A 26,572-nucleotide genomic window follows, 5' to 3' on the forward strand; every position below is an offset into this window, starting at 1 on the left:
ATAAATATGGATACAACCAGTTTATCATACAATGAAAAACTATTTTGAACTTTTATATGAACATATATTGATTTATGTAACTGTGTGATAAGATTAATTCTGGCCTTTATTCTTTTGTCGGAGCTGATTACGTGTATATTTACTTTTTTGAAACGCTGCTTTATCTATCCTTCGCTCTTACTGGCGGCTACATCTTGCTCCTGTTCATACCGGAACGCTCCAAGCCGCAATTAAACGTTCCATTCGACTTGTTCCAGTATGGCTTGCTGGCTATACCCGTCTTCTCGTTTATGTCCATATTGCGTACCAGCTTTATCCTTCGGGAATTTGCCGAGACCATGCCCTATTACGAGCTGCTGCTTATTGTGCTGAAAGATTACAAGTACGGCAACGCATGGATCTGGATATTAATATGCGGTACGGCGATGTATGTCATCTCACAGCTATTTCAGAAGAAGATTCAGCGTTTCAAATGGCTGCTTTCCTTATTATGGCTTCTAACCGTGCTCGCTCACGGATGGGCGAGCCATCCTGCCGGCTTCTCAAGCTGGGGCTTCCTCTATCAATCGGTCCATGTCGGGGCTGTCTCGGTCTGGCTGGGCATTCTGATATTGGTTGCCTGGTATACGAGAGGCACGCTGAACTGGAAGCCTTTCGTCCGCTGGTACACGCCTATGGCGATCTGCAGCATGGTTCTCATTCTATTAGCCGGATTAGGCATGATGTATATACTGGTCGACGGTTACATCCGCTCGTGGGGGATCAACTACGGCGAAGCGCTTCTGCTCAAGCATCTCGTCTTTGTGCCGCTTTTGCTGCTAGCTTTTATGAACGGCTTCCTGTCGAAGGTCACGAATCAAGGCACGGAGGAGCGAAAGCTGATCTGGTGGCTGCGTGCGGAGACCTTCATAGCGCTTGCCATTCTGGCTATTACTGCATACATGGGAATGCAGGAGCCGCCGCATGAAGGCGAATTTGAGGACCCGGCGCCATCCCGGCTATTCAGTTGGCTGCATGGCGAAGTGGAGCTGTTGTCGATGCAATGGCATTGGAACTTCCCTTCCATCGGACTGATCCTCGTCGGAATTGCCGCCTTAAGCTTGTTAATCGCCAGCTATAAGAATAATCGGCGCGGAACATTCATTTTGCTAGCTCTCATCGCTGTTCTATGTCCGTTCATTGGGTTGATTCTAGCCGTATACTAGGAGGAATCTCCGCCTTGGCGCCTCACTATGAAATCCAAAAAACTTCCGCGAATTCGCGGAAGTTTGCTGCTTATAGCCTTTCAATATCTTCACAAGACCAGCTTCATGCCCTCATGAGTCGCTGTAAAACCCAGCCGCTCATAGAAGCGGTGAGCATCGCTTCGCGACTTGTCCGTGGTCAACTGTACCATCTGGCAATTCTCTGCCCTTGCCAGCTCAATGGCTTCCTTTATCATTACTTGGCCGATGCCTTCCCCGCGATAAGCCCGGTCTACCCGGACAGACTCTATAATGGCCCGTCTCATGCCAAGTCTTCCAAGCCCGGGTATAAAAACAAGCTGGAGACAGCCCCGCACTGCATCCCCTTCCACAGCCAGCAATATCTGGTTGCCTCTCTGTGCTTCCATATCTGCAAACGCCTCATAATACACCTCAGGAAGCGGTTCTTCGTACCGTTCCCGAGCAGCTCCCAGCTCATCATCAGCCAGCATCCGCACAATCTCCCGCACATCTTCCTTCACAGCTTTGCGGAATATCATCGTCATCTCTCCTTCTTCTCGTTGCATATCCGTCTCGGTGACTTCTACTTGGAACTCTATCGTATCATAAAGGAGACGCTGCTGCCGCCATGCGTATCAATCGGCCACCTCTCGACTAATAAGCCGCAATCAAATAAAACGTATAGTGAGTCATGATATCCTCTTCAAAAAAAATTCTCAGAAATGGAAACCCTCCTTCAACAACCAGCGATATTTCTTTTCCAGCTTCGTATTCCGACACATACTCGGTTAATGCATACTCCAATGGATCATATTCATTCTCAATATCACCATAAATAAAGCCATGCGGATTTGATTTCCAATCCTTATCCTGAGGGAACTTGCTCAAAGGAGTCCCCCACACGCATCCCCCGCGGACCAGGAACTTCTCCAAAAACGTTGACCACTGCTGGAGTCAGCGTGTTGTACCAATCGAAGTAAATATAAGTCATGTCTTCATTGGAACAGGTCGTTTGATCACCATTCCCTTCCTTCTCCACCCCTTCCTCCTCCATATGTTCCTTGGTCCAATCCGCTCTGAGCAGGCCGAAATGAAACATCTCTACTTCAGTAAAAACGGGAAGTTCAGGCAAGTGGCTTGGCGATGGTGCAACTGATGCTAGAGGTGTCGTTATATGAGATGGAATAAGCGTGTCTTCTATTTCAATCTCCATTACTGGCTTAGGGTTCGAGCATCCTGCCAATAGAATACATAATAAAGGAATTAGCCATATATCCTTCTTCATCCCATCCTCTCCCTATACTCTCCGCCAGCCCTTGATAAGTTCCCGAGATTGAAATGCTGGACTTCAATGTATGACCACTGTATAGCTCTCTATGTTCTCCATGCCGCTCAAGTTATGAAGGTAATAGATAAGGCCGTCGTCGTTGTACATCATTTGAAGCTCCGGCTCAATGAGCTCCTCTCCTAGTTGAAGCGATAAGCTTTGCACGTCTCGAACAAATCCGTAACCCCCTGCAACGAGCGAAGCTCGGGGCACTCCTCCTGGCAAAATAGTTAAATATGGCGCTGTCAACATTATCGCTTGATTGCTCATATCCGACTTCTCATGCTTCAACTCCACATAACGCTGACCTGATTTTCCGATCAGCATAAGCCCCGTATGCTGCGCTTTTCTATGTAATACGGCACTGACATCAGCTTCGTTGATCGGATGTTGGAGAACGATCTGCTTCCCCGTAACACCTCGCGAGAACAGGAAACCGTTTAAGTTATATTGAAACAAGTAGACGCCAAACGCAATTACCATAATGAGTAATAAACCCATGCCTAACATTGCTTTTTTCCTATGCATAAATTCCTCCTGCATACTGATGATAAAAGGAGAACATCTCGAATATGGAAAAAGTTGCATTTTAAATTAACAAATTCCTAAATAGATATAAAAAGAGGCTGTCTCAAAGCCGAAACAGCAGTACCACCCGCAGCTAATTGCGCCTGAAAGACGGAATCACGTATTTAGTGTTGTGCAGCACCGTTACACGTTTGAATTCGCCCAAAAACCGATATAGCAACGCCACACACCGTTACACGCAAGAAAAGGACGGAATCACGTTTGTAGCGGTGTGCAGCACCGTTACACGCTGAGGTTCGCCCCATAAACCGATATAGCAACGCCACACACCGTTACACGCAAGAAAAGGGCGGAATCACGTTTGTAGCGGTGTGCAGCACCGTTACACGCTGAGGTTCGCCCCAAAAACCGATATAGCAACGCCACACACCGTTACACGCGAGAAAAGGGCGAAATCACGTTTATAGCGGTGTGCAGCACCGTTACACGTTTGGATTCGCCCCAAAAACCGATATAGCAACGCCACACACCGTTACACGCGAGAAAAGGGCGAAATCACGTTTATAGCGGTGTGCAGCACCGTTACACGTTTGGATTCACCCGAAGGTCATTTGCAACACAAAGCCACAGCCAGCCGCAACCCGATGCAGGAATAACACACTGACACAGCTATTTTGTCATTTCCCCCAGTTCATTCATCAAGCGAGATGTCTCCTCTTGTCAACTTGCTGTTGAGAGACTTCTTTGTCAAAAATCGATTACAGATGAGAAAACTTGGAGAACATCTTGCCATATCGTTTCTCAAGCCCTTTGGCTACGAGATGGAAGCCCAGAATCAATACAACATATGCAGCTAAAGGCACATAGAAAATCCACTGATTGACATAGAAGTTCATGCGGTTCTGCCCGATCAGCCCGCCCCATTCGTTCGTGCGGCTATAATATTCCGTAGGATCCGGATACATCGTCGTGCCGCCGACGAAGATATGGAAGATCGCCAGCTGTCCGAACAACGTCAGAATAAGAATAACCTCTTGTACCATAAGGATCAGAAAGCTTTCCTTCAAATGCGGCAGCAGATGGGAGCGGATAATCTTCCAGCCCCCTGCCCCAAGCGATTCTGATGCCTGCACGAATTGCTTCTCGCGAATGACCGCCGTCTTTTCTTTCACGGTCGAAGCCACGGATGGAATACCGATGACAAGCAGCACGATCGCTAGCAGCAGAGACATCATGAACGGTGATGCATTCGGATTAATGGAAATGCCAATCATGATAAGCCATACAATAAGAAAAATAGGGATGCCGTTCAGCATGCCCCAGAACGAATTGCCTTTCTTGTCCGTCCCCTGCTTGCCATAATAGCCCAGCATCAAACCGATTAATCCTCCGATAATAACTCGCGCGACCGCTATGCCGATCGCCAGAAAGATCGTATATTTGGCGCCATACAGCAGCTTCGTCAACAGATCATAGCCGTTCTTGTCCGTTCCCAGCGGATAATCAGCGCCTGGAGCAACCGGAGGAGCGATGACCGTGCCTTCCCCGTCCTCGCCCACAATATATTCAATCTTGATCTGGTCGTCCAGACTGTACGGAGCGAATAGCGGGCCAAATAAGGCGATGACAACCATCATGCCTGTAACGATCAGACCTGCCAGCAATGTCTTGTTCATCGTTGGAACACCTTCCCTAACGCGAATAAAAAGAGCCTGACCAAGCCGTATCCTAGTCCATACAGAATTAGGAACGACAGCAGTCCGTTGACTACGATGTCATATTGATATTCTCCGCCCACGAAAGCATGCGCGAAGATAAGAATCGATACGCCTTTGTTATTGAACAGATATTCCACAATAAACAGATTGCCCATTACGATTCCCATCAGCTTATGCAGATCGCCTTTCACATAAGGCAGCACATTCGGGAGGGCGTGATAAAAAATAATGTACAGCTTGCCCATGCCTTTCGCTTTGGCATTGCTGATGTAGTCCTCCGTCAGCGTCAGCTTCATCTGCATGGATACATTGCGGAGCATATAGTTCGCCGGAATAATAATCATCGCCAGTAGAGGAAGCACGACTGCCGGATCGTCTGCGCTTAAGGTTGCAACCTCGAACAGCACGACTCCGGTTTCTTTGGCAATCAGCACAATCATAAACTGCAAGAGCAATACAATTACAAAATCGGGAAGCGCTCCGATAAAATCAGCCACGCTTTTGGCCCAGCCCGCCTTTGATATCGCAAAATAGATCCCTATGAATATACCGATCGCCGAGCCTAGTATGCCTGCTGCCGTTACATAATAAAATGATGTTAGAAAGTAGATGCCGATGCGTTCCCAGAAGTGATGCAAGTTCTTGCCCGAATAATAAGTGAACGACTCCCCTGATCCAAGTCCCGCTATGTAGGCTTTCAAGCTTTGAAAGCCTTGCCCCCATGAGAATTGCAGCCCTCCGTCGCCGGGACCAAAGTGGAGCACCACCGGCATCATCGCGAATAAAAATACGAATAGCAGAATGCCAGGAATAATTAACGCCATCTGTGCCGATCTCGGCATCATGAATGTCCCTTCTCTCTCTTCTAGCATTTGGATGCATTCATTATAGCTGGAACGCCCGTCGTTTCATAAGTCCAAAATTTTACAAATATAAATAACCGCCTATGCTTAAGCGCATGCGGCGGCTATCTGACAAACCATTACGAAATTTCTCCTTAGCGGGAGCGCAGCTTCAGATGGAGCAGCGGATAAGGCTTGCCCGATCCGTCCAGCGGAGAGCGGCCGACTTGCTCGAAGCCGAATTTGAGATAAAACGCATGCGCGCCTTCATTCTGCTCGTTGACATCGACTTCTAGCTCGCTGCCTTTCAATTCAACGGCATACGCAAGCAAAGCCTTGCCGACTCCTTGCCCATGGCTCAGCGGATCGACGAACAGCATTTCGACTTTAGGGCCATCTAAGCCGATAAAGCCCAACGGCTTCCCTTCCTGGTCTGCGGCTGTCCAAATTTCCACACCGGCCAGCGCTCCTCCGCTCACCATCGAATAAAAGAACGCAATATCTTCTTCCGTCAGGAAATGATGCGTTGCGCGTACGGAACGGTGCCAAATGCCTACCAGTTGGTCGTGCATCTCGTCATTATAAGCTGCAATATGAAAAGTCATTTGTTGTTGCTCCTTAAGTTTATGTTGTAGGGTGTACCATAACGAACAAGTACATGCCACAGCAGCTTCAGCTCTTGCAGCATATCTTTGGCGCTTCCCCGATCGCTCCACGCATCGGGATTCCTCGCGACCTCCGCTGCAGCCGCTCCAATCGCATACGCATCGATTCTGCCGTTCACCGCAATCCTCCGGGCCAAAGATGGCATTGCCGGCCCCCGGAAATCGGACGGCACCTCGGCTGCATCCAGCGCGAACCCTGCATGCCAATACAATCGGATGTCATAGCGACGGCATAACTGCTCCAGCGCTTCCCCCGTCTTCGTCTCTTGGAAGGACGGATCGGCGACAAGCGCTTCTGTATCTTCTTTGAGCGACACTACGCTGTGTACCTGCGCTTCAATATAATGATTCAAATTACGCCTCACAAGCCGATCTGACGGGTCTTGCAACGGAAAGCTGAGCTTGCTGGTTAAATGCTTCATTAACTTGCCTGGCGTCAGCTCCCGCTCTCCTAGCGCATACTCGTTCTGAAAAGCGTCTTGCAGCAAGGCAGCCAGAACCAGGCTGAACTCTTCCAAAGTCCCTTTCTCTTCCGGCCCTTGATGAGAATCCATGTAGGTGAACGTGCAGCGGCTTGTCATGTGCGGCCGCAGCAGCAAATAACACGAGCCGAATCGCGGGGCAGGACCGTCCGGATGCAGCATAAGGTTTAGCGCCCCGTACTTAGGCCGCTCGGCATTCGTCGTACCCTCCGTCTGGTAAGCCCCGCCGAACAATTGCTCCTCCCATACGTCTCTTTGGCCGCCGGGATAGGCGGACACGCTGCCATTCGAGAGCAGAGTCTCGAACTGGCTCTTGTAGACGCCTTCCTCCAGCAGAGCTTCTGCGATGCTCTTCTTGGCGGAATTGAGACGATCTGGATGAAAATGCAAGGCGACCCTAGCATGATCGTTAATGCTCTTAATTGCTTGTCCCAGCGTAACGTCGGCTATATTGGACATCGCGAGAACTTCTTGTATGATCGACTCGGCGTCGTCTTTGCGAGCGCGAGCGTATGATCCAATATGCTGGATCGCAAGCTGTTGAGCATTCGTCAATGGATGGGACATGCTGGACTCTCCTTCTCTTTGGTCTGCCGCGTCATTTCCAAGAAATAGATTTCATCATCGTACCATATTCACTCATTCCATGTGAAGGTTGAGAATGGATTATAGCTATTTTCGGCTGGCGGAATGTAAAAGAGAGCAGAACGCCTAAGCGTCTGCCCTCTATATAAACCCTATCCAACGGTTATCTATTTATGTTGAATAGACGTTGTTTTACGCCTTGACGGCATATTTGTCGCGGGCGATCTTCGTCGCCTCTACCATGTTGCGCAAGGATGCGACGGTCTCTTCTTGGCCGCGTGTCTTCAGGCCGCAGTCCGGGTTGATCCAGAACAGCTTCGGATCCAGAACGCGGAGCGCGCGGTCGATCATATTCGTCATCTCGCCAACGCCAGGAACGCGCGGGCTGTGGATGTCGTATACGCCAAGGCCAATGCCCAGCTCATACGTATTCTCCTCGAAGCTGTGAATCAGCTCGCCGTGGCTCCGGGAAGTCTCGATGGAGATCACGTCCGCATCCATCGCTTCGATGGAACCGATCATGTCATGGAATTCGCAGTAGCACATATGCGTGTGAATTTGCGTTGTCGGCTGTACGGTAGCCGTCGTCAAGCGGAATGCCTTGACCGACCAGGCCAGGTATGAGGCTTGATCCTCTTCCTTCAGCGGCAACCCTTCACGGACAGCCGGCTCATCCACCTGGATCATGCCGATGCCTGCTTGCTCAAGCGCTTCTACTTCTTGTCTAAGGGCATAAGCCAGCTGATAAGCAATCTGCTCGCGGGAAATATCATCACGCACGAACGACCAGTTCATAATGGTAATCGGTCCTGTCAGCATGCCTTTCACCGGACGCGAAGTTTTGGATTGCGCATATTTGGTCTCTTCTACCGTCATGGCCTGCTCGAATGCCACGTCGCCGAAAATAACCGGCGGCTTCACGCAACGGGAGCCATACGATTGAACCCATCCGAATTGTGTAAATGCAAATCCTTCCAGCTTCTCGCCGAAAAATTCTACCATATCTGTACGCTCGAACTCGCCGTGTACAAGAACGTCGATGCCGATCTCTTCTTGAAGCTTGATCCACAGATCGATCTGCTCTTGGATGAAGGCTTCGTATTGGGCTTCGTTCCACTCGCCCTTGCGCCATAGCTGACGCGCTTTGCGCACCTCTGCCGATTGCGGGAAGCTGCCGATGGTTGTTGTCGGCAGGATCGGAAGCTGCCATTTCTCCTGCTGCGCCACATGACGCTCTGCGAATGGCAAGCGGCTTGGCTCGCCTGCGCTGATAGCAGCAACAGCTTGCTTCACGTCATTGCGGTTGCGTTGACTGGATTCGCTAAGAGCAAGTAGATCTTTGTCGCATTGTGCGATTTCCCCGGCAATTGAAGCTTCGCCGGAAGTCAGTGCTTTCGTCAGCAATACAAGCTCGGCAAGCTTCTCATCTGCAAATGCAAGCGCGCCTTTCAGCTCAGGCAGTAGCTTTGCTTCCTTGCTTACCGTTACCGGCACATGCAGCAGGCTGCAGGAGGATTGAACGATCAGGCGGTCTGGAGATACCAACCCGGCCAGCTCTTGCACCAGCGCCAGCTTCTCGCGCAGGGATGCTTTCCAAATGCCGCGGCCGTCGATGATGCCTGCGCCCAGCACCTTGTCCGACGGGAAACCGTACTTTTTGATTGCAGCAAGGTTGCCGTTCAGGCCGTGAACGAAGTCAAGGCCAATGCCTTGAACCGGAAGCTGCACAACAGCTTCATAGTTGTCGGCAGATTCAAAATACGTTTGCAGCAAGATGTTCAGGCCAGGAACAGCCTTGTTAAGAGTCTCATAGATGCTGCGCAGACGTTTCATATCCGCCTCGTCTACTTTTGTCACCAGAATCGGCTCATCGATCTGAACCCACTGGACGCCTTCTTGCGCCAGCTCTGTCAGCACTTGCACGTATAGCGGAACCAGACGGTCCAGCCATGCGTCTGTCTCGGACGCGTCATAGCCCTTGGACAGCTTCAGGAACGTAAGCGGACCGACAATAACCGGCTTGCCTTCGATGCCCAGCTTCTCCTTCGCTTCGCGGTAAGCGTTCAGCGGCTTGTTCTCTGTCAATGCAGGAGCAGCGCCGTCCAGCTCAGGCACAATATAGTGATAGTTCGTATTGAACCATTTTGTCATTTCGCTTGCTGTTGCTTCCTTCGTGCCGCGAGCCATGCCATAGTACACCGAAAGCGGAACAGCGCCGCCTTCATATGGGAACCGCTTGGGCACGATGCCGAACATAGCGGCAGTATCCAAGATTTGATCGTAATAGCTAAAGTCATTGACTGGAATCAAGTCGATGCCTTGCTCCTTCTGCTTGCGCAAATGATTCAGACGAATCTCTTGAAGCTGGCTCTCGAATGCCGACTCCTCCAGCTTGCCGCTCCAGAATGCCTCAAGCGCCTTCTTCCACTCGCGGTCCGCACCGATGCGCGGGTAACCCAATACACTGCTCTTCACCATTCTCGCAACACTCCTAAATGAATTGTTACAAGAAAGATAACACGGATTCGTGGATATAGCGTAACTGGATTATGCTATATCTAGTTATAGCCATTAGCTATACCCAAGCACAAAGGTGGGGACAGCCCGATAGACTGCCGGTTATTGCCCGATTGCTTGCTTCAACGCCTCGACATATGCCGCGCCAAGCTTGGACAAAGCTACGTTCTTATGTGAAATCCAGCCCACATTGATGCTTTCATTCACATCCAGAGGAACAGGAATAATCTCGTTGCCGTTCAGATCGGAGCTAAGCACGCCTGTAGAGATCGTATACCCGTTCAAGCCGATCAGCAGGTTGAACAGCGTTGCTCTGTCATTGACCCGTATGCTCTTCTTATGGATGAGGGTGCTTAGAATTTCTTCGGAAAAGTGGAACGAATTATACTCGCCTTGGTCGAACGATAAATTCGGATAGGGCTGCAAATCCTCAATCTTCACTCTGGATAGCTTGGCGAGCGGGTTTTTGATGCTGACAAATATATGCGGTTTAGCCGTGAACAAGCTGGTGAACTGGAGGCTGGCGGACTTCAGAAGTTTATTGATTACCTTCCCGTTGAACTCATTCAAGTACAGGATGCCGATCTCGCTTCGCATGCTTTTGACGTCTTCGATGATTTCATAGGTCTTGGTCTCGCGCAGCGCCAGCTCGTATTCATCCTGACCGTACTCCTGGACCAATGTGACGAATGCGTTAACCGCGAATGCATAATGCTGAGTCGATACCGAAAAATGCTGCGGAGAAGGCTTGGCATTCAAGTACCGGCTCTCCAGCAGCTCCGCTTGCTCTACCACTTGCCGCGCATAGCTGAGAAACTCCGCGCCTTCCTTGGAAAGCGAGATGCCTTTATTGGTACGTTCAAAGATCGAAATGCTCATCTCTTCTTCCAAATCCTTGATCGCATTGGACAAGCTCGGTTGCGAGATGAACAGCCGCTTGGCAGCCTCGTTGATGGAGCCGCGATTGGCCACCTCGATCACATATTTCAACTGTTGAAGCGTCAAAGAAAATGCCTCCTCCTCCGGTGCACTTGCGTAACTAGCATACATGTCTCTTATTATACCTAATAAATGCGGCGGCGGACGATTTCCTTTCCTATGCAACAGGAGAAACCGCGATCGCTCGCGGTTTCTCCCATTAATGGGCTTATCCATTATTTTGTTGCGAACAGCATCTAATTGGCATTCCCGCTGAATAGTGTGAAGCGTTGCCGTATACGCTCCAGCGCTTCTTCCGCTCGGATCGCCTCTTTGCGAAGCGTCCTCCGTTCCGTATATTCTACCGTGCCTTGCTCGGCATCCTTCCCGATGATTACTCTCACAGGTATGCCTATCAAATCGGCATCCTTGAATTTGACGCCTGGCCGCTCATCCCGGTCATCCAGCAGCACATCTATCCCCATCTTTTGCAGCTGTTCATACAAGTGCCGGGCCACCCCGGTTTGATGCTCGTTCTTGACCGAAATCGGAATCAGATGCACATGATACGGCGCGATCGCCTCCGGCCAAATGATGCCCGATTCATCATAATGCTGCTCAACAACGGCCGATAGAATGCGGGATACGCCAATGCCGTAACAACCCATCACGAATGGCTGCTCCTGACCTGACGGATTCAGGAACTTCGCTCCCAGCTTCTCGCTGTACTTGGTTCCCAGCTTGAATACATGACCCGTCTCTATCCCCCGGTGGAACGTCAAAGATCCCTCTGCGCATCGCGGACACGGCTCCCCTTCCGTCACATTGCGGAAATCACCGATTGTACAGCCTGCCAAATCCCGCTGCGGACTTACGTTGCGGATATGATAATCCGCTTCATTCCCCCCAGCGACAGCGGTCGCCATCTCCGCTGCTGCCCGATCGACGAACAGCGGTACTGACAGATTGACAGGACCGAGGAAACCGACGGGAACGCCGGAGGCGGACCGTATTTCATCCGGCTCTGCGAACGTTATCTCGCTTGCCTGTAGCGCATGCTTGACCTTCAGCTCATTAAGCTCATGATCGCCACGCAGAACAACAGCAACCAACTTCTGATCCGCCTTCAGCAGGAGGGTCTTCATCATTTCGTCCGGCCGTATGTTCAAGAAGGCTGTAAGCTCGTCGATCGTCCGGATGCCAGGCGTGTGCACCTTCTCTATGTCTGGAACCTCTGACAAAATGGATGGCGAATGCTTGGGCTGTCCTGAATCCGCCTTCTCCAGGTTGGCAGCGTAATCGCAGTGCGTACATACGGCAATGGTGTCCTCGCCGATCTCGGCAAGCGCCATAAATTCATGTGTCCCGCCTTCGCCGCCAATCGTTCCCGCGTCAGCTTCTACTGCGCGGAACCGGAGGCCGCATCTGCTGAATATCCGCTTATAGGCTTCGTACATCGCCCAATAAGATTGATCTAAGCCTTCCTCATCGATATCAAATGAGTAAGCATCCTTCATCAGAAACTCACGGCCGCGCAGCAAGCCGAATCGCGGACGGCGCTCATCGCGAAACTTCGTCTGAATCTGATAAAGGGTTACCGGCAGCCTCCGGTAGGAGTTGATCTCAGAACGAACAAGCGTCGTAATAACTTCTTCATGCGTTGGGCCCAGCGCAAACTCACGGTTATGCCGGTCCTGGAATCGGATCAGCTCGGGGCCATAAGCCGAATATCTCCCCGATTCCTGCCAGAGCTCTGCAGGCTGCATAGCCGGCATAAGCAGTTCTTGCGCCCCTGTCTGGTCCATCTCATCCCTAATGATGTGCTCAACCTTCCGCAACACTCTTCTGCCAAGCGGCATATACGTATAGATTCCCGCAGCCAGCTGGCGTATGAATCCTGCGCGCAGCATAAGCTGGTGGCTGACAGCTTCGGCATCGGCCGGCGCCTCTCTCCATGTCGTGGATACTAATCGGCTTTGACGCATAATCAGAACCTCCTTTAAATTGGCTGACAAACGCAAAAAGACACATTCGCCAGGGACGAATGTGTCGTGGTACCACCCTTAATTTGACCGCATGATTATCTCAGCGGTCCTTCTTCGTATAACGGCAAATGCCGGCAATCGTCCATGTACGGCACGATTGCAGCTCACAAGACAGGTCGGCGTTGCTTCGCGGATGGGATAACCTTTCAGCCTGCGGGTTTCCTCTCTGTACTGCGAATGGTTGGAACGCGTTGATCTTGATCTACGCTATTGGACTATTCTTAATTCACATTACTTTACATGAAAAGAGCATGCCCGTCAATCAGTTCGATAATGTTTCTAACCGCAAGAAGCCGTTCTGCACCGTTACCCCTTTGCAGTCTCCGTTATGATCCCATAAACGGCTGCAAGCGCGTCCTTGGCATCATATTCGTTCATGCTGCGAAGGTAGGCTTGCTTATTGCGCGTGAGGTCCTGAACGGAGGCGAGCAGCGACTTAGGCGTAAGATGCTCCTCATGCAGCACCTTGCAATAGCCGCTTCGCTCGAACGACGCGGCGTTCAGCAGCTGATCGCCCCTGCTCTGCTGTCTGGTAAGGGGAATAAGCAGCATTGGCTTCCTCAAGGATAAGAACTCAAAGATAGAATTAGAGCCTGCCCTCGAAATGATATAATCGCTCATGGCCAGCAAATCCGGCAGCTGCTCGTTCACATATTCATATTGACGGTAACCGGAATGCTCGATTCCTTGATCCAGTTGGCCCTTGCCGCACAGATGCACGATCTGATAAGACTTGCTCAGCTCCGGCAGAGCTTGCCGAACAGCTTCGTTGATCCGCCTTGCCCCCAGACTTCCGCCCATAATAAGAAGCACCGGCTTTCCGTTACTCGGCAGTCCAGTGAATGCTCGGCCTTGCGCTGGGTCGCCTTGCCCCAGATTCTCGCGAATCACTGCTCCTACGAACCGGCATTTCTTGTCGCCGATCGCCTGCGCTGTCTCAGGAAATGTCGTGCAGATAACAGTGGCGAACGGGCTTGCCAGCCGGTTAGCCAGTCCCGGAGTGATATCGGATTCATGAATAATAACGGGCACCCTGTTCATCCACGCAGCCATGACGACCGGAACAGATACAAAACCGCCCTTGGAAAAAACAACATCCGGCTTCTGCGTTCTGATGATCCGGTACGCTTGGAAGATGCCTTTCACAACACGGAAAGGGTCCTTCAGGTTTTGCCAAGAGAAGTACCGTCTAAGCTTGCCCGTCGAGATGGGATGATAGCTCACCTGACGAAGCTCGGAGACAAGCCCTCTCTCGATGCCGTCGCTAGAGCCGATATAGGTTGAAGTCCAGCCCTTCTCCGCAAGCTTCGGTATTAATGCGAGATTCACGGTTACGTGGCCCGCGGACCCGCCCCCTGTAAACACAATATTTTTCATACCGTCACCCGACTATCCGTTTTTTACCCATTATACTCGATAGGCGACCTTTGTTGCACAGAAGTCCAATTCTGACCGTAGCAAGCCATGCCAACAAAGCGCGATGCCCGCGGCTGATTGGCGGATTGGACAAAAAGTTGCAGGCGGCTCTGCCACGCTTCAAGCCCGAACTGAGCTTTGCTCCTTCAGCTTGGCAATGACCTGCTCAAGGCCCTTGTTCTCCTGCTTGAAGAAGTCGCTCATCGGACAAGCGACACGAGCCAGCCTCTCCAGCACGTACGGGATATTGAAGGTTTGAACAGTCAGCCGTTCATTCACTTCCTCCCAATAAAGCGGTGTAGCAACTGTAGCATCCTCGTTCCCTCGCGCCGAATACGGGCTGATGATCGTTTTGCCTGCCGCATGCTGAATATAATCAATGTACAGCCTGCCCCCGCGGTTTTTCTTCAATCTCTCGATCGTAAAATCATTTGGAAACTGCTCAACCAAATAATTGGCCAGGAATGATGTGAACACTCGGGCATCCTCGTAAGTCAAAGGGCTTTGCGAACCTATCGGAATATGGATCTGCAGCCCTTTGCCGCCCGAAATCTTGGGGTAGCTGACGATGCCGAAGGAGTCGAAGATTCGTTTCATCTCGATCGCCGCTTTCACTGCCAGCTGGAATTGCTCACGGCTCGGAGGATCCAGATCCAGCACGATTTCGAGCGGGCGGTCGGTTCTGATGAGCTGGAACGGAACGTGCAGCTCAATTGCCAGCTGATTGCCCAGCCAGCACAGCGTTGACAGATCGTTGCAGACGATATACGACTTGTCGCCTTCACTTTCAGTGGCAATGAACGATGGCGCATAGTCGGGACAGTCCTTCTGAAAAAACGACTCTCCAGGTATACCTTGCGGGCAACGGATAAGCGTCAATGCCCGATTACGCAGAAATGGCAGCATATAGGGCGAAATTTGAATGAGATAGGCGAGATAGCCCGCTTTGTCAATCTGGAGGCCCTTCCAAACCAGCTTCTCAGGATGCGTGATCCGCACATCAGGATGAAGGGCTGCATTGTCTCTAATGAGCCGATCCCAAGTGCATTCTGCAGCGGGTACAGCTAACTGAAACGAACCAAACGCCGGATCAGCCAATTCACGCCCTTCAATGGATTGGAAGGACAATTCGACGCAAATCGCTGGGGCGACCGCCACATACGATTGGTCGGAATGGATCTGATTATGCAGAATCGTCTGCCGAAGGGTCTCCCGATCTTTGACGTTCAACCCGCGTTGGAACGCGCCCATCCTTATGATTTCACCACGCTCATATACGCCTACTGCAAAGGAATCCAGCTCTGGATTCAGTCCCGTTATGAAAAAAACGCCTTTGTACCTCTCCCTTTGCCGCCGCTTGGGAAATGGTTGAAGAAGCCCGCTGCCCATCCCACCCCTCCGCCTTTCATCTGGGTTGTTTTGGCAATAGCATGTCCATTCCCGCAGCGATTATCCGGCTGGCCTTGTCAAAGAGGATGCCTATGGCATCGATATTGCAGTTGGTTGCAGCTTCGATAGAAGCCTATAGCTTAAACTGCAAGATATGTTGACGGCAGATCGTTTCGAATCCAAGCGACCGATACAACCGAATAGCGCTGGCATTATGCTCCACCACATTCAAATATACCTGATCGCTAATGGCATAACCGGACCGCGTCAGCTGTGCGCTGATTTTCCTTCCATAGCCCCGGTTCCGCCAGTCCGCATCCGTGCCGATATTGCCGAGCTCCACATACTCTTTCGAATAAATATGATAGCCGCCCAGCGCGACTAGCTCATTCTCTGCCCATATGCCATAGAACGGATTGTGCAGCTCTTCCTTGGAAAAAGCCATCATGTTCCACTCTGTCAGCCTGGACTTAATCCGTTGATAACTCTCCTGCTCAAGGCGAACGACTTGCGCATCAACGGGAGGAAGATTCGTCAAGGGCTGGTGCTTCATGAGCATAATGGGAATCGGCAGGCTATCCGTCTCCAGCTGCCGGACAAGCAAATCCTTGACTTCCGTATTCACCATACAGCTTCCGACGGCCCCTGTCGGCAGCGCCAGACATTCTTGCAGAAATCGTTGAACACGCTTCGCTTGGAAGCCCGTATGGATCGGATAGACTGAGAAAGCATGAAACGGCAGTCCCCGGCAATATGCCATCACACCCAGCAGCTCTCCGTCCGCAGTGAATTGCCCGGCATGTATGGTATGAGGCCGGCGTGAGGTCAAATAAGAGTAATAAAGAAAATGCCCCTCCCTCTCAATGGCAGACAAGAGGCCGTCCATTTCCTCCGTTTTTAATAAGCGAATCATTAGGGTTCTCCTTCTATGCTGCATCTAAAATAGGAACGCGCAGTGCTGCTTGTGGGTTTACACAGTTGCATGATGCATGATTGCCAGCACGGCCGCTTTCTCCATTTAACCATAGCGTGCATTCAGGGCAAATAGCTTTTTTTCGCAAAAAAGAAGAAGGGCTCCCGGGAGCCCTTCCTCTGCTGGTCTGACTTAACGTCATTACTGGATTGTAAGATTAAAGCCATTCTGAATAAAGTACAGGTTCGGATGTGCAATATCATTGGTTGTCAAATTATTGAAGGTGGCAGAACCGTTGCCTGTATACGTGTAGATCGCAGCGCCAGGATGCGGTGACGAGAAGCGTGAAGTCAGAACGCCGTCTTTGCCGGTGCCGTTAATGTTGATGTTGTTGAAGACGATATTTTCGAAGCCGCCGCCGTAGCCGAACTGAATGGCGCTCCGCTGCGTGTTGATGATATCGATATTGGTGAACGTGACGTTTTTGATCGGATCATTGGATGCTTCCAGATCGATCGCACCGCGCTCGCCGTTGTACAGATCTCGGCTGGTGCCGCTGTTAATGATCGTGGTATCCGAGAATACGATGCCGGTGTTGTTCTGGAAGTGGTAGCCTGGGAATACCGTGTTCATCCGGATTGCGGAGCCGCCGACCGTATCCACGATGAGATTATGCATCGCTTTGTGGCCGCTGCCGCCGAAGAAGGCGATGCCGGCTGCACGCCAGTTGTTCTCAATCGTATTGTAGGAGAACGTGTTGTTCACTCCTGCAGGAGCGCCATTCACGTTGCTGGTCCAGACAGCCAAGCCGTCGTCGCCGTTATTGCGGATGCTGCTGTTGCGTACTGTGGAGTTGCTCGTGCCTTGCGCGAAGTTGACACCGTCGGCAAGGTTGTTGCGGATCCGGCTGTTCTCAATGACAAGCCCGTTCGCAATAATGGCTGGCGTATGAGCATAGTCGCCTACCCAGAAGCCGCATTCGAAATGCTCCACCCATACATTGTGGACCTTGGAGTTAGTCCCGAAGTTATCCATAAACCCTTTGTACACAGCCTGCTCGCCATAGCGGGAGCGCAGGTTGGAATTCATGTAGATATGGCTGAAATCCAGCTGGCCCGTCACGCGGAACGAAATGCCGCCGGAAGCTTGATTCGGATTCGTAAACTGGATGTTGGTATGCCAGATGCCGGCACCCATAATGGTAATGTTGTTGATTTTGTTCGCTACGCTGCCGATTTTCCACATGTTGCCGAGGTGGAATGTGCCAGCTGGGATATACAAAATCTTGCCGGAGGAAACTGCCGCATTAACAGCTGCCTCGAACGCTGCAAGGTCGTCTTGGCCGTCATTCGCTACTGCCCCGAAATCGGTTACGGAGACCGAGTTCGCCGGACGCGCAATGGCGGCAGGCACAGCTTCAATCTCCAGGAAGTCTACGCCATATTCCAGGCTGTCGGCACCCGACTTCTGAATGCGGATCGTGTCTCCAGGCTGCAGCGGCGTATCCATCTTCCAGTGGACTTCGTCGAAGCGGAAGAGAGGACGTCCGCCAGCCGGCGTATCAGCCGGATGGTCGCTGGAGAAGTACTGCCAGCTGTAATAGGATGTAAGCGGCACGGTCTTGGCTTTTACTCCGTTGACATAGACATCAAGCGAGCCATTAAGGCCCATGCCATTAGCGGAATCCGGCATCGTGAATCTCATCGTCACACCGTCCCCGCCCTCACCCGGACGAATGGTCCATTGCGCGTAGGAGCCATTCGAAGGAAGCGCGATATAACGCTGTCCGGATGCTTCCGAAGCAGTCAGCGCTTGATCGAAGTTAGGCGCAGATTGCAGGGTAGCTCCGCCGCCTCTTGCAGCGTCATCCGTATCGTAGCGGGTATACGGCATGCTGGCTCCTCGCTGGGCATAGACAACCAGATTCGTATTGCTCACATTGTTGGACTGCTTGATCGGCAATTCGTTCCCATCCGCTGCGATCGTCGTCGTCAGCGTATAAGTGCCCGGCGAAGCCGTCCAAGTGCCCGGAAGCGTTACGTTGACCGAAGCTCCTGCGGCGAGTACGCCCGTGTATGAGCCGCTGAACGATTGGAGCGTGGAGCCTGCCGGATTTTTCAGAGCGACTGTTACACCGTGAGCGCCGCCCGCAGATGCGATATTGCCTTGGTTTTTCAAGTTAACTGTCAATGCGACTGCATTGCCCGCCACCGGATTGCTTGGCGTCCAGGATACAGTTCCGACGAGGTCGGAGCTGGACACAGCCGCAACAACAAGCGGCGTCGCATGGGTATAGCTGTTATTGGATTCATTCAATTCGATAACGGAATTGTTCTCATCCACTTTCGCGTTAACGGTATAAGAAGCTGCAGTTCGGGTACCTGCGTTCAGCGATACCGTAGTCGAAGCGCCCGCTGCCAGACCGTTGACAGGAGCGGAGCCCGCCAGCGTATTGTTCAGATAGAAGTTGACCGTTGTAGCGCCGGAAGGAGCAGTTCCGTTGTTTTTGACCGTGGCATTCAGCGTGATGGCATTGGTCTCGATTGGCGATGCCGGCGACCAAGACATATCTGTAATGATCAGATCCGGATTAGCAGAAGGCGTGCCGAATACTTGGAATTCCGCCACTTGTCCTGCCGATGCCCCGGAATTTGCCGTGAAGTTCAGCTGCAGGCGCTTCACCGTTGCGGTAACAGGAATTGTAACCGTATTGCCTGAAGCCGGATTGAAGGTATAGGACTGAGACGATACCAAATTGCTGAAGGTTGTCGTCGATTGGTTATGCCCCAATACTTGAATCGTCTGAGTGCGTGTGCTCCATGCCGTTGAAGGATTCAGCTTCAGCACAATGGATGTAACATCATGATTCGATCCCAAGTCAAGCGTCAGCGTGCTCGGATTGCCCCCGCCCTCCCAATAAGTGTCGGTGCTGTTGTCATTGGCGTTGGCCGCGACAAATGTGAAGGTGCTGGAGGATGCGGTGATCGGCTTGCCGACCGCAATATTGCTGCCCGGAGGCGGCGTTGGCGTCGCAGTCGGTGTTGGCGTTGGCGTTGGTGTTGGTGTTGGTGTTGGTGTTGGCGTGGATGTCGGAGTCGGTGTTGGAGTTGAACTAGCCGCCTCTACTGTAATTTGATCAAGATTAACGTTGCCGGAATCGCCTGGATCATATTTGTACGCAATGGTATTCGACCCAGCGTTCAAATTGACGGTTTCCGCTTTGTTGCCCCAAGTATCCCAGTTCGCTAGATTAGGCAAGTTCGTCTGCCGGAGCCTTGTACCGTTCACATAGAGGCTGAGCGTCTTGTCGCTTCCGCTCGCATTGGCATATTTCAGCGTCACATTATGATTGCCGCCCGCTTGCGCCTGTACAGTAAAGGTTGTAGCCGCGCCTTGAGTCCAATAGCCGTCCACGAAGCCTGTGCCGGCGTAGCCGCTATGATCGGTATTGACTTTGGCTCCGCCGGAGAGGGCAGCCGCTTCCGCTTGATACGTGCCTGACGGCTGCGGAGTCGCAGAAGGCGTCGGCGTCGGGCCGCTTGCGCCATAGATCTCGAATTCGGAAAGCTGCGCAGCCGGCCAGCCTGTATTGTTCGTCACTTGAAGTCGGACGTAGCGCGTGCTCGTCGGATCAAAGCTGATCGTCACGGAGTTGCCCGCTACAGCCGGATTGAATACATAATTCGCCGATCCGACGATCGTCGAATACGTCGATCCGTTCGAGCTGCCTTGAACGGTAAGCGTCTGCGTCCGAGTCTCCCAGTTCGCAGGAAGCTTCAATACAATTTGATCGATGCTGGTGCTTGCACCCAGATCTGCTTGAATCCATTGCGGAAAAGCGTTATTCGTGCTCTCCCAGTAAGTGCCTTGATTGCTGTCCTTTACATTATTCGGACTGTAGGTTTGGGATTGGCCGCTTGCCGTTATGGTTTTGCCTAATGTCAGATTTGGCCCTCCTGCCGCCTCTACCGGTTCACCCGGTCCAACTGACTGGAACAATGTGGTTATTAGCAGGGCTGCTATTAGCGACCATGCAACATACTTGGTGCGCATTTTATTCCTCCTCCATCTTTTTAGGTGCGAGAGAATGGTGAAGCCTAAATCGTCATACTGGAAGCGATTACATTTCGCCCTAGTTCAAAGTCGTCATATCCTCATCTTCCTTCTCCTCTCATCGACAGATTTTTGACATCTTCTTACTTGCCATACAATTTCATTATAGAAATGGATTCCTCTAAGCTATAGAAGCATTTCTACGGAAAATGTATGCGTTTCCAAGATGATCGTCTTTTCATTTCCTATGTTTGGAATTAATGTTTGTACATCTCAATAAGAACGGTTAGCAATCCCATGAATCCCGTCTGCTGTGCCTCGAAGGATAATTTGGACTTATCTGACACACGCTATTGCCGTTGGGAAATGGATGAGTGACCCAACAGAACATGCGAAATAAAGGAGCCAAGTTCATGAAAGCTGTAAGAGAATTGATGTCCACCGATTGCAAAACGGTTACACTGAAGGACAATGTCCATGAAATTGCCGTCTTAATGGCTGAAAATGATACTGGATTCGTACCAGTAGTCGAGGCAGATAACCAAGGCAAAGTGATCGGGGTCGTTACAGACCGTGATTTGGTCATTCGGGGATATGCGCAGAAACGTCCGGGCTCCTGTCCGGTGCAGGATGTCATGAGTGATCAATTGATCACGATCTCGCCGGAGCAAGATGCAGAAGAAGCAGCCGATCTGATGGCAAAGCATCAGATTCGCCGGCTTCCAGTAGTGGACAACGGAAAGCTGGTAGGCATCATTTCGCTTGGCGATCTGTCGCTAGGCAGCACAACCGGCCGTGATGCCGGAATCGCCTTGAGCGAAATCTCCGAGGATCATCATTATTTGCAATAGCATAAGCCGCAAGACATAAACAAGGAGCTCCCTTGCGCATCCGTGCTTGGAGCTCCTTGTTTTTGATCATGAGCCTTTCAGTTGTCTATTCAAAAACAGCTTGCATAGAGGTAATTGCCGTATAAGCGGACGGATACGCCGTCACGTTGTAGACGCCGCTTGGCAAGGTAAAATAAGAATATCCGATCGACCCTCCATTGGCTTGCTCCAATAAATATTGACCGCTTGCCGTGCGAACAACAACAGACCAGCTTGGATTGCCGCCATCTTCGGTTGCGCTTGCGACTGCATGTACCGTTACCTTCAGGGTTCCGCTGCCTGATACAGTTCGCGTCAACGAGCCAATCGTTGCCGATGCCGACAGAACCGGCAGCAAAGCCATCATGATGGCGCTAAGCAGCATGATGGACATCATCCTTTTTTTCATCCCAACACATCCCTTAATTTTAATGGAATACTTTCGATGTAATGGCACCTCCCTACTTGAAAAATATATACTCGCCTATTTAAAAGTTATTAATAATTGCACGCATCGCAAACATCTTTAACGGATCTATATATGTGTATGAGAGGGATATTTCCTATTCGAATTGCATACAAAAAGAACCGCATGATTGCGGTTCTCCCTGAATAATTGTGCAGGATCCCTTGCTAGTTACACACCATAACGTCTCGCTCTTCTTTTGATAATCGTACTTAGAATCGCCATGAACAAAAATCCGCTCGACGAATCCTCCCAAATGGGCGTACAAATCCACATTCGGTACGATGATGGAGTATACAATACCGATAATGAGAATGATCGTGATGGTTTTGGAGCTATCCGCATCGAGCACATCTTTCCTGAAGAGCGATAAGAACAAGTACGCCCCATATACGCCGTAGATTCCGCCCGATGCCCCCGCCCCGATATACAGATCATGGTGCAGGAAATAACTGAAGATGTTGCCTGTGATACCGGAAGCCAAATAAAGCACGGCAAATTTCCACATGCCCAGCATTCTTTCCAGCGGTGCTGCAAATACGTATAGCGAGAAGCTGTTCATGAGCAGATGCATAAAGCCAATGTGGAGAAACATGGAGGCAACGAAGCGCCAAAACTCAGGTTCAATTGCCCCTCCTCCGAACATGGCGCCAAATCGGTACAGCGTCTCCACTTGAGTCGAGCCTCCCGACAACTCCAATACGCCAAACATAACCAAATTGATAACAATAATAATGCTGATCACCGGATACAGCCTTATATACTCCCGCAAGCTTTCTCTTCGTAGAAACATAAGTTAACCGTCCTCTTCTCGCTCTTAAATGCGTATGATGTTGACTTACCCATGCTGCATGGTCATTAGATCAGGTATGTAATGTCCATTATAGTTCAAACGGAATAAACTGTTCAAATCCGCTCAAGCAAAATAAACCATTCTGATGACAATGAGACCCGTTGTTCAGACGGGTTAATACTTATACGCACGTCATTTTACACGGTGAACTTGGAGATAGCTGTTCATATTGCCGGAGATTAGGACTTCAATCTCCTCTTTCTTCACCGTTCCATTGCTGTAATGCGCTGTAAAGACGAAGGTTTGCGTACCAGCTGGCAAGCTTTCGAAAGTTGAATCCCACAGCTCGCCCGTCCATCGGGTGTTCATTATCCCCGATACCTTTAGCTCTGTCCGAAATGCGCCCAAAGTTACCTCCACCCGCTCCGCTCTTGCAGCTGTTCCAGTAACAGTCGTATCCGCTTCAAGCATGAACCTCTCTCCAGCCCAAAAGACGTTGTAGCCTCGCGGCGACTCCCTGTTGCCGGACTTCTTCATATTATAAGCTTGGCGGTGCGCATTCCACAGATCCGTATGCTTCACCATCCCAGCAACACTTAACGGCAATACTTGCAACGTTTTTGTAAGGGAAACTGGAGCCGATTTTCCATCGCTTACCGTAAGCTTCATCGTCCATGTCCCAAGCTGGGTTAATCGTATACTAGGTCCGGTCGAAGGATATGGATGATCAAAGGTGTAGCTGTATGGAAGCTTGGTCCCAGCAGGACTGATGAGCTCGAACTGAATGGACAACACATCCATGTCTTCATCGTTAACGTTGGTTGTGAAGGTTACGGTATCCCCTTCATAGACAGGCTGAGGCGACCAGGTAAAATTGGCAGCCGGCGGTCGATTCAGCACGATATAGAAGTACTTGGGCGCTGAATAAGGGCTCCAATCATAGCCGTCATATACTTGCACCTCAGCTCGGTATCTAGCGTTCTCCACAAGCCCGGCGCTCCTCGGCACATCTTGATAATTCCTTGACGAGGCAACCGAATTGCTGTCATAGACAAGCGCGCCATTATCACGCCTGATCTGCATCCTGTACCGCTGCCCGGCGTGTCCGTCAGGATCGCTCATTTGCCAAATGATACGCGGCGTTAATGTATGGAATTCCGTAGCCGTCGCACTCGTGGTACCGCTTGGCGATGTAATCACAACGCTTGGCGGTCGGTTATGAACCAATAAGCTCTGCGTAACCTCGGCAGTCGCTCCATCATTGTCAGTGACAATTTGCCGGATTTGCCATCGTCCAATGGCAGCAAAGCTGCGTTCAAAGTCTGCCAGCTGTGTATAACGGTTCTGTGTACCGTTAGGCGGCGTTATAAAGTACAGATGCTTCTCGATATAGCCGTCCATATCAGTAGCCGTGCTAATGACCTTTACAATTGTGTCGATAAACGCTGGGTTAGGTAAGGTCGTGAAACCAGGAATCGGCCTTTGGTTGACGATATTAATTTCTCTCGTATCAATTTCACTCGCCGCTCCGAGCTGATCGGCTGCCCAATTCTCTAATCGATACTTGCCTTTCTGCTCAAAGGTGATGGATATGGCGGGCGTATCAAACGTCCGAATCTGGCCGTCTGGCGCCGTGAGCTTCCAAAAGGATTGCAAGCTGGCCACGTCTTCCGTATCCTTGTCAGTACGGGTTGACGTGTACGTGTAAGGCTCATAGATGTAGCCTGTCCAAGTTCCGTTCGTAATGGACGATACCGGCACATGATTCAGCACATCAAAAGTATGGGTTTCGTATGTTGTAGCTCCATGCGGATCGGAAGCTTTGAGCTGCAGCATCCATGTGCCGACCGCCGCTTTGCCAAGTCCGAGGTCGCGTATCCGAAATGACAAATCCTTTGTCGTGCCCATTGCAAACTCCTTAGAACCGTATATGAGCGTCCATTGATAGCTGACAGGATCTCCGTCTTGATCCGGACTCACGGTTCGGTTAATGACCGTGTTCAGATCATCACGGTAAGTCGGCTCCAGCGGATCAAAATGCGCAATTGGCGGATAGTTGACGACATTCAAGAAATCCGTATACACATTAGACCACAAAGGCTCTGCTATAAGCGGTTTATCCTGTACGCGAAGCGATATGCTGTACATGCCAAGAACCGGTAGTCCTAGCTGCGCTGTATACTGTTTGATGAGTGCGCCAGATGGTTTATTGGCTCCTTGATAGAGCTGCACATTGCCCTTCCTCACCGTCCACATCCTTTGCCCAATTGGATCGTTATCGGGGTCATAGGATTGATCAGTGAACGTCGCCTCGCCGTTTAGGGATATCGTCTTATTGTCGATGGCAAAGAGCGCCACTGGCGGCCTATTGAATGGATTCGTGGATACGAATCGAATCGCTTCCGGCGACCATGCGCCGTCCAGATCCTTAACCCTTAAAGCAATGAGATAGTCGGTATTCGGCTCAAGCACATGAGGCGCTTGGCCGTCCGTCCAACTGCTATCTTCTACGCGCTTCCATTTCCATACCTTTTGAATGACGCCCCGCTCGGGATAGGAATAACGATCAAGGTCATAGGATAGATCGGTGACCGTCAGCTTGCGGGTTGAATCGACGATTGCTTTGAAATCTGCTACTGGCGCTCGATGCACGTATACGACCATTCTCGAAAGGGAATCTCTGCTCCACTGGCGATATTCATCAAATTGCGACTTTACCGATGGATTGTCTTGTGCTTGAGCCACAATCTCATACATGCCGACTTTTGTAAAATTCTTAATAGGCTCCTGCGCATATTGGCCTGTCCCTGCCAGCATCCCCATATTGTTTTCGTAGATTTCGGGGTCATGTTTGGTTCGCCAACGCTCCGTCTGCTTAGGATCGGATTCGGCATCCTCGTAATACGTTTGAATAGAAACCTCCGATGAATACTCCCCTGTCGCCGGATCGGCGTTCAGCAGGATATAGTTCGTCAGTTTTTTGACATTCGCAATCGCCGTGTCTTTCATATAGTTCATTGTGTTTATGGTGGCAGACGTTAGGTCGAGATTATCATAGAAAGCACCCAAGCTATTGTTGGAAGCTGCAATATTATTTAATGTGATGCGGTTCGTCGTGCTTCCAAGTCCTATGAAGTGTGCACTGTATTCTTTCAGCATTACAATCGTGTCATCATACACCAGTTCATCGTCCAGCTCTGGCATCAACCGGTCATGGACGTAGACAATGTAGTTGTTCTTGTTGTAATCCCAATGCGCCAGATATAGCAGCTCTTGCAAGCTCTTCTTATCCGCTTTGATCACCTGCATGTTCACGCGGATGTTTGCAGACCGGAGCTCTCTAAGCAACGGATTGAATTGGTCGCGGATTTCTTGCTCAGTGTAGGACGTGTCACCGATCATCAGATGCATATTGACTTCTCTCCGATCGGTGATGAAGCTGCTGAGATCAGAAAACGCCGTTTTCAAATTCCCGTTACTTATGAAGGTTCCATTATAGCTGAGATTCTCCAGCAGCCTGTAGATTTGCTCCTGATTGGCGGATGTGCCTAGTCCGATGAAGGACATATTGTGCTGCGCGAGCAATGCCGCAATCTCACCCATGCCATCAGGTCTGGTAATAGCGTTCATAGCAATATCGTCTATCCGAACGTATATTTTCTCGGCATCAGGGCGTAATGGTGCTGCTGCGATAATATCCTTAATCGTGCGCGTGCTCGGATTGTACCAGTGAGGGTATCTTAAAACATTCAAAGGTTTAAAGTCAGCAATTAGCTTGTCTTCGCCTGTGTCTATATTGAACATTCTGAAGCTATCATTTTGACGATAAAGAATATTTGAG

General features: G+C 50.7%; 20 protein-coding genes. 2 read left to right on the top strand and 18 right to left on the bottom strand.

Features of this window, described 5'->3' with window-relative positions; all coding sequences use genetic code 11:
* The first annotated feature begins 131 nt into the window (after positions 1 to 131).
* Positions 132 to 1,205, top strand: a complete 1,074-nt coding sequence (locus tag D3P09_RS00845) for a copper resistance D family protein (RefSeq protein WP_120106308.1) — start codon at positions 132 to 134, stop codon at positions 1,203 to 1,205.
* An 89-nt stretch (positions 1,206 to 1,294) separates the two neighbouring features.
* Here the strand turns inward: D3P09_RS00845 and D3P09_RS00850 are convergent, their stop codons facing one another.
* The 15 genes from D3P09_RS00850 to D3P09_RS00920 form a co-directional block, all read right to left on the bottom strand.
* The gene (locus D3P09_RS00850) at positions 1,295 to 1,744 is read right to left on the bottom strand and encodes a GNAT family N-acetyltransferase (RefSeq protein ID WP_120106311.1); all 450 of its coding nucleotides are present in this window, start codon (positions 1,742 to 1,744) and stop codon (positions 1,295 to 1,297) included.
* Positions 1,745 to 1,859: 115 nt separating this feature from the next.
* On the bottom strand, positions 1,860 to 2,093 hold the full coding sequence (locus D3P09_RS00855) for a hypothetical protein (RefSeq protein WP_120106314.1): 234 nt from the start codon (positions 2,091 to 2,093) through the stop codon (positions 1,860 to 1,862).
* Positions 2,071 to 2,490, bottom strand: coding sequence for a hypothetical protein (locus D3P09_RS00860; RefSeq protein ID WP_120106317.1), 420 nt, complete (start codon positions 2,488 to 2,490; stop codon positions 2,071 to 2,073). Before D3P09_RS00860 ends, D3P09_RS00855 begins: the two co-directional genes overlap by 23 nt.
* 63 nt (positions 2,491 to 2,553) lie before the next feature.
* Positions 2,554 to 3,060, bottom strand: a complete 507-nt coding sequence (locus D3P09_RS00865; protein WP_120106319.1) for a hypothetical protein — start codon at positions 3,058 to 3,060, stop codon at positions 2,554 to 2,556.
* 758 nt (positions 3,061 to 3,818) lie between these two features.
* Positions 3,819 to 4,736: an ABC transporter permease gene (locus D3P09_RS00870; RefSeq protein ID WP_120106322.1), complete on the bottom strand. Its 918-nt coding sequence runs from the start codon at positions 4,734 to 4,736 to the stop codon at positions 3,819 to 3,821.
* Positions 4,733 to 5,623, bottom strand: coding sequence for an ABC transporter permease subunit (locus D3P09_RS00875; RefSeq protein ID WP_165867265.1), 891 nt, complete (start codon positions 5,621 to 5,623; stop codon positions 4,733 to 4,735). Before D3P09_RS00875 ends, D3P09_RS00870 begins: the two co-directional genes overlap by 4 nt.
* Positions 5,624 to 5,775: 152 nt before the next feature.
* Positions 5,776 to 6,225 (bottom strand): acetyltransferase, encoded by a 450-nt coding sequence (locus D3P09_RS00880; protein ID WP_120106328.1) that lies wholly within the window; start codon positions 6,223 to 6,225, stop codon positions 5,776 to 5,778.
* Positions 6,222 to 7,334: a DUF3626 domain-containing protein gene (locus tag D3P09_RS00885; protein WP_120106331.1), complete on the bottom strand. Its 1,113-nt coding sequence runs from the start codon at positions 7,332 to 7,334 to the stop codon at positions 6,222 to 6,224. The genes D3P09_RS00880 and D3P09_RS00885 overlap by 4 nt, the downstream gene beginning before the upstream one ends.
* Before the next feature lie 210 nt (positions 7,335 to 7,544).
* Positions 7,545 to 9,830, bottom strand: coding sequence for a 5-methyltetrahydropteroyltriglutamate--homocysteine S-methyltransferase (metE, locus tag D3P09_RS00890; protein ID WP_120106334.1), 2,286 nt, complete (start codon positions 9,828 to 9,830; stop codon positions 7,545 to 7,547).
* A gap of 141 nt (positions 9,831 to 9,971) precedes the next feature.
* Positions 9,972 to 10,874, bottom strand: a complete 903-nt coding sequence (locus D3P09_RS00895) for a LysR family transcriptional regulator (RefSeq protein ID WP_120106337.1) — start codon at positions 10,872 to 10,874, stop codon at positions 9,972 to 9,974.
* 170 nt (positions 10,875 to 11,044) lie between these two features.
* Positions 11,045 to 12,772 carry a proline--tRNA ligase gene (locus D3P09_RS00900; protein ID WP_120106340.1) on the bottom strand — a complete coding sequence of 576 codons (1,728 nt, stop codon included), beginning with the start codon at positions 12,770 to 12,772 and terminating at the stop codon, positions 11,045 to 11,047.
* A 366-nt stretch (positions 12,773 to 13,138) separates the two neighbouring features.
* Positions 13,139 to 14,209 carry an undecaprenyldiphospho-muramoylpentapeptide beta-N-acetylglucosaminyltransferase gene (locus tag D3P09_RS00905; RefSeq protein ID WP_120106342.1) on the bottom strand — a complete coding sequence of 357 codons (1,071 nt, stop codon included), beginning with the start codon at positions 14,207 to 14,209 and terminating at the stop codon, positions 13,139 to 13,141.
* Positions 14,210 to 14,368: 159 nt separating this feature from the next.
* Positions 14,369 to 15,637 carry a DNA ligase D gene (gene ligD, locus D3P09_RS00910; RefSeq protein WP_120106345.1) on the bottom strand — a complete coding sequence of 423 codons (1,269 nt, stop codon included), beginning with the start codon at positions 15,635 to 15,637 and terminating at the stop codon, positions 14,369 to 14,371.
* Positions 15,638 to 15,770: 133 nt separating this feature from the next.
* The gene (locus D3P09_RS00915; protein WP_120106348.1) at positions 15,771 to 16,550 is read right to left on the bottom strand and encodes a GNAT family N-acetyltransferase; all 780 of its coding nucleotides are present in this window, start codon (positions 16,548 to 16,550) and stop codon (positions 15,771 to 15,773) included.
* Positions 16,551 to 16,751: 201 nt separating this feature from the next.
* The gene (locus tag D3P09_RS00920; RefSeq protein WP_120106351.1) at positions 16,752 to 20,603 is read right to left on the bottom strand and encodes a CARDB domain-containing protein; all 3,852 of its coding nucleotides are present in this window, start codon (positions 20,601 to 20,603) and stop codon (positions 16,752 to 16,754) included.
* A gap of 413 nt (positions 20,604 to 21,016) precedes the next feature.
* On the opposite strand from D3P09_RS00920, the gene D3P09_RS00925 reads away from it, so the two are divergent.
* Positions 21,017 to 21,454, top strand: coding sequence for a CBS domain-containing protein (locus D3P09_RS00925; protein ID WP_120106353.1), 438 nt, complete (start codon positions 21,017 to 21,019; stop codon positions 21,452 to 21,454).
* 85 nt (positions 21,455 to 21,539) lie between these two features.
* On the opposite strand, the gene D3P09_RS00930 is transcribed toward D3P09_RS00925, so the two are convergent.
* From D3P09_RS00930 to D3P09_RS00940, 3 genes are all read right to left on the bottom strand, one after another.
* Positions 21,540 to 21,881: a hypothetical protein gene (locus tag D3P09_RS00930; RefSeq protein ID WP_133304952.1), complete on the bottom strand. Its 342-nt coding sequence runs from the start codon at positions 21,879 to 21,881 to the stop codon at positions 21,540 to 21,542.
* 154 nt (positions 21,882 to 22,035) lie between these two features.
* A complete protein-coding gene (locus D3P09_RS00935) occupies positions 22,036 to 22,731 on the bottom strand; it encodes a rhomboid family intramembrane serine protease (RefSeq protein WP_243643866.1) in 696 nt (231 codons plus the stop codon).
* 192 nt (positions 22,732 to 22,923) lie between these two features.
* A complete protein-coding gene (locus D3P09_RS00940) occupies positions 22,924 to 26,535 on the bottom strand; it encodes a glycoside hydrolase family 78 protein (RefSeq protein WP_133304953.1) in 3,612 nt (1,203 codons plus the stop codon).
* Positions 26,536 to 26,572: the final 37 nt, after the last annotated feature.

This window comes from Paenibacillus pinisoli (assembly GCF_003605435.1).
Taxonomy (GTDB): Bacteria; Bacillota; Bacilli; order Paenibacillales; family Paenibacillaceae; genus Pristimantibacillus; species Pristimantibacillus pinisoli.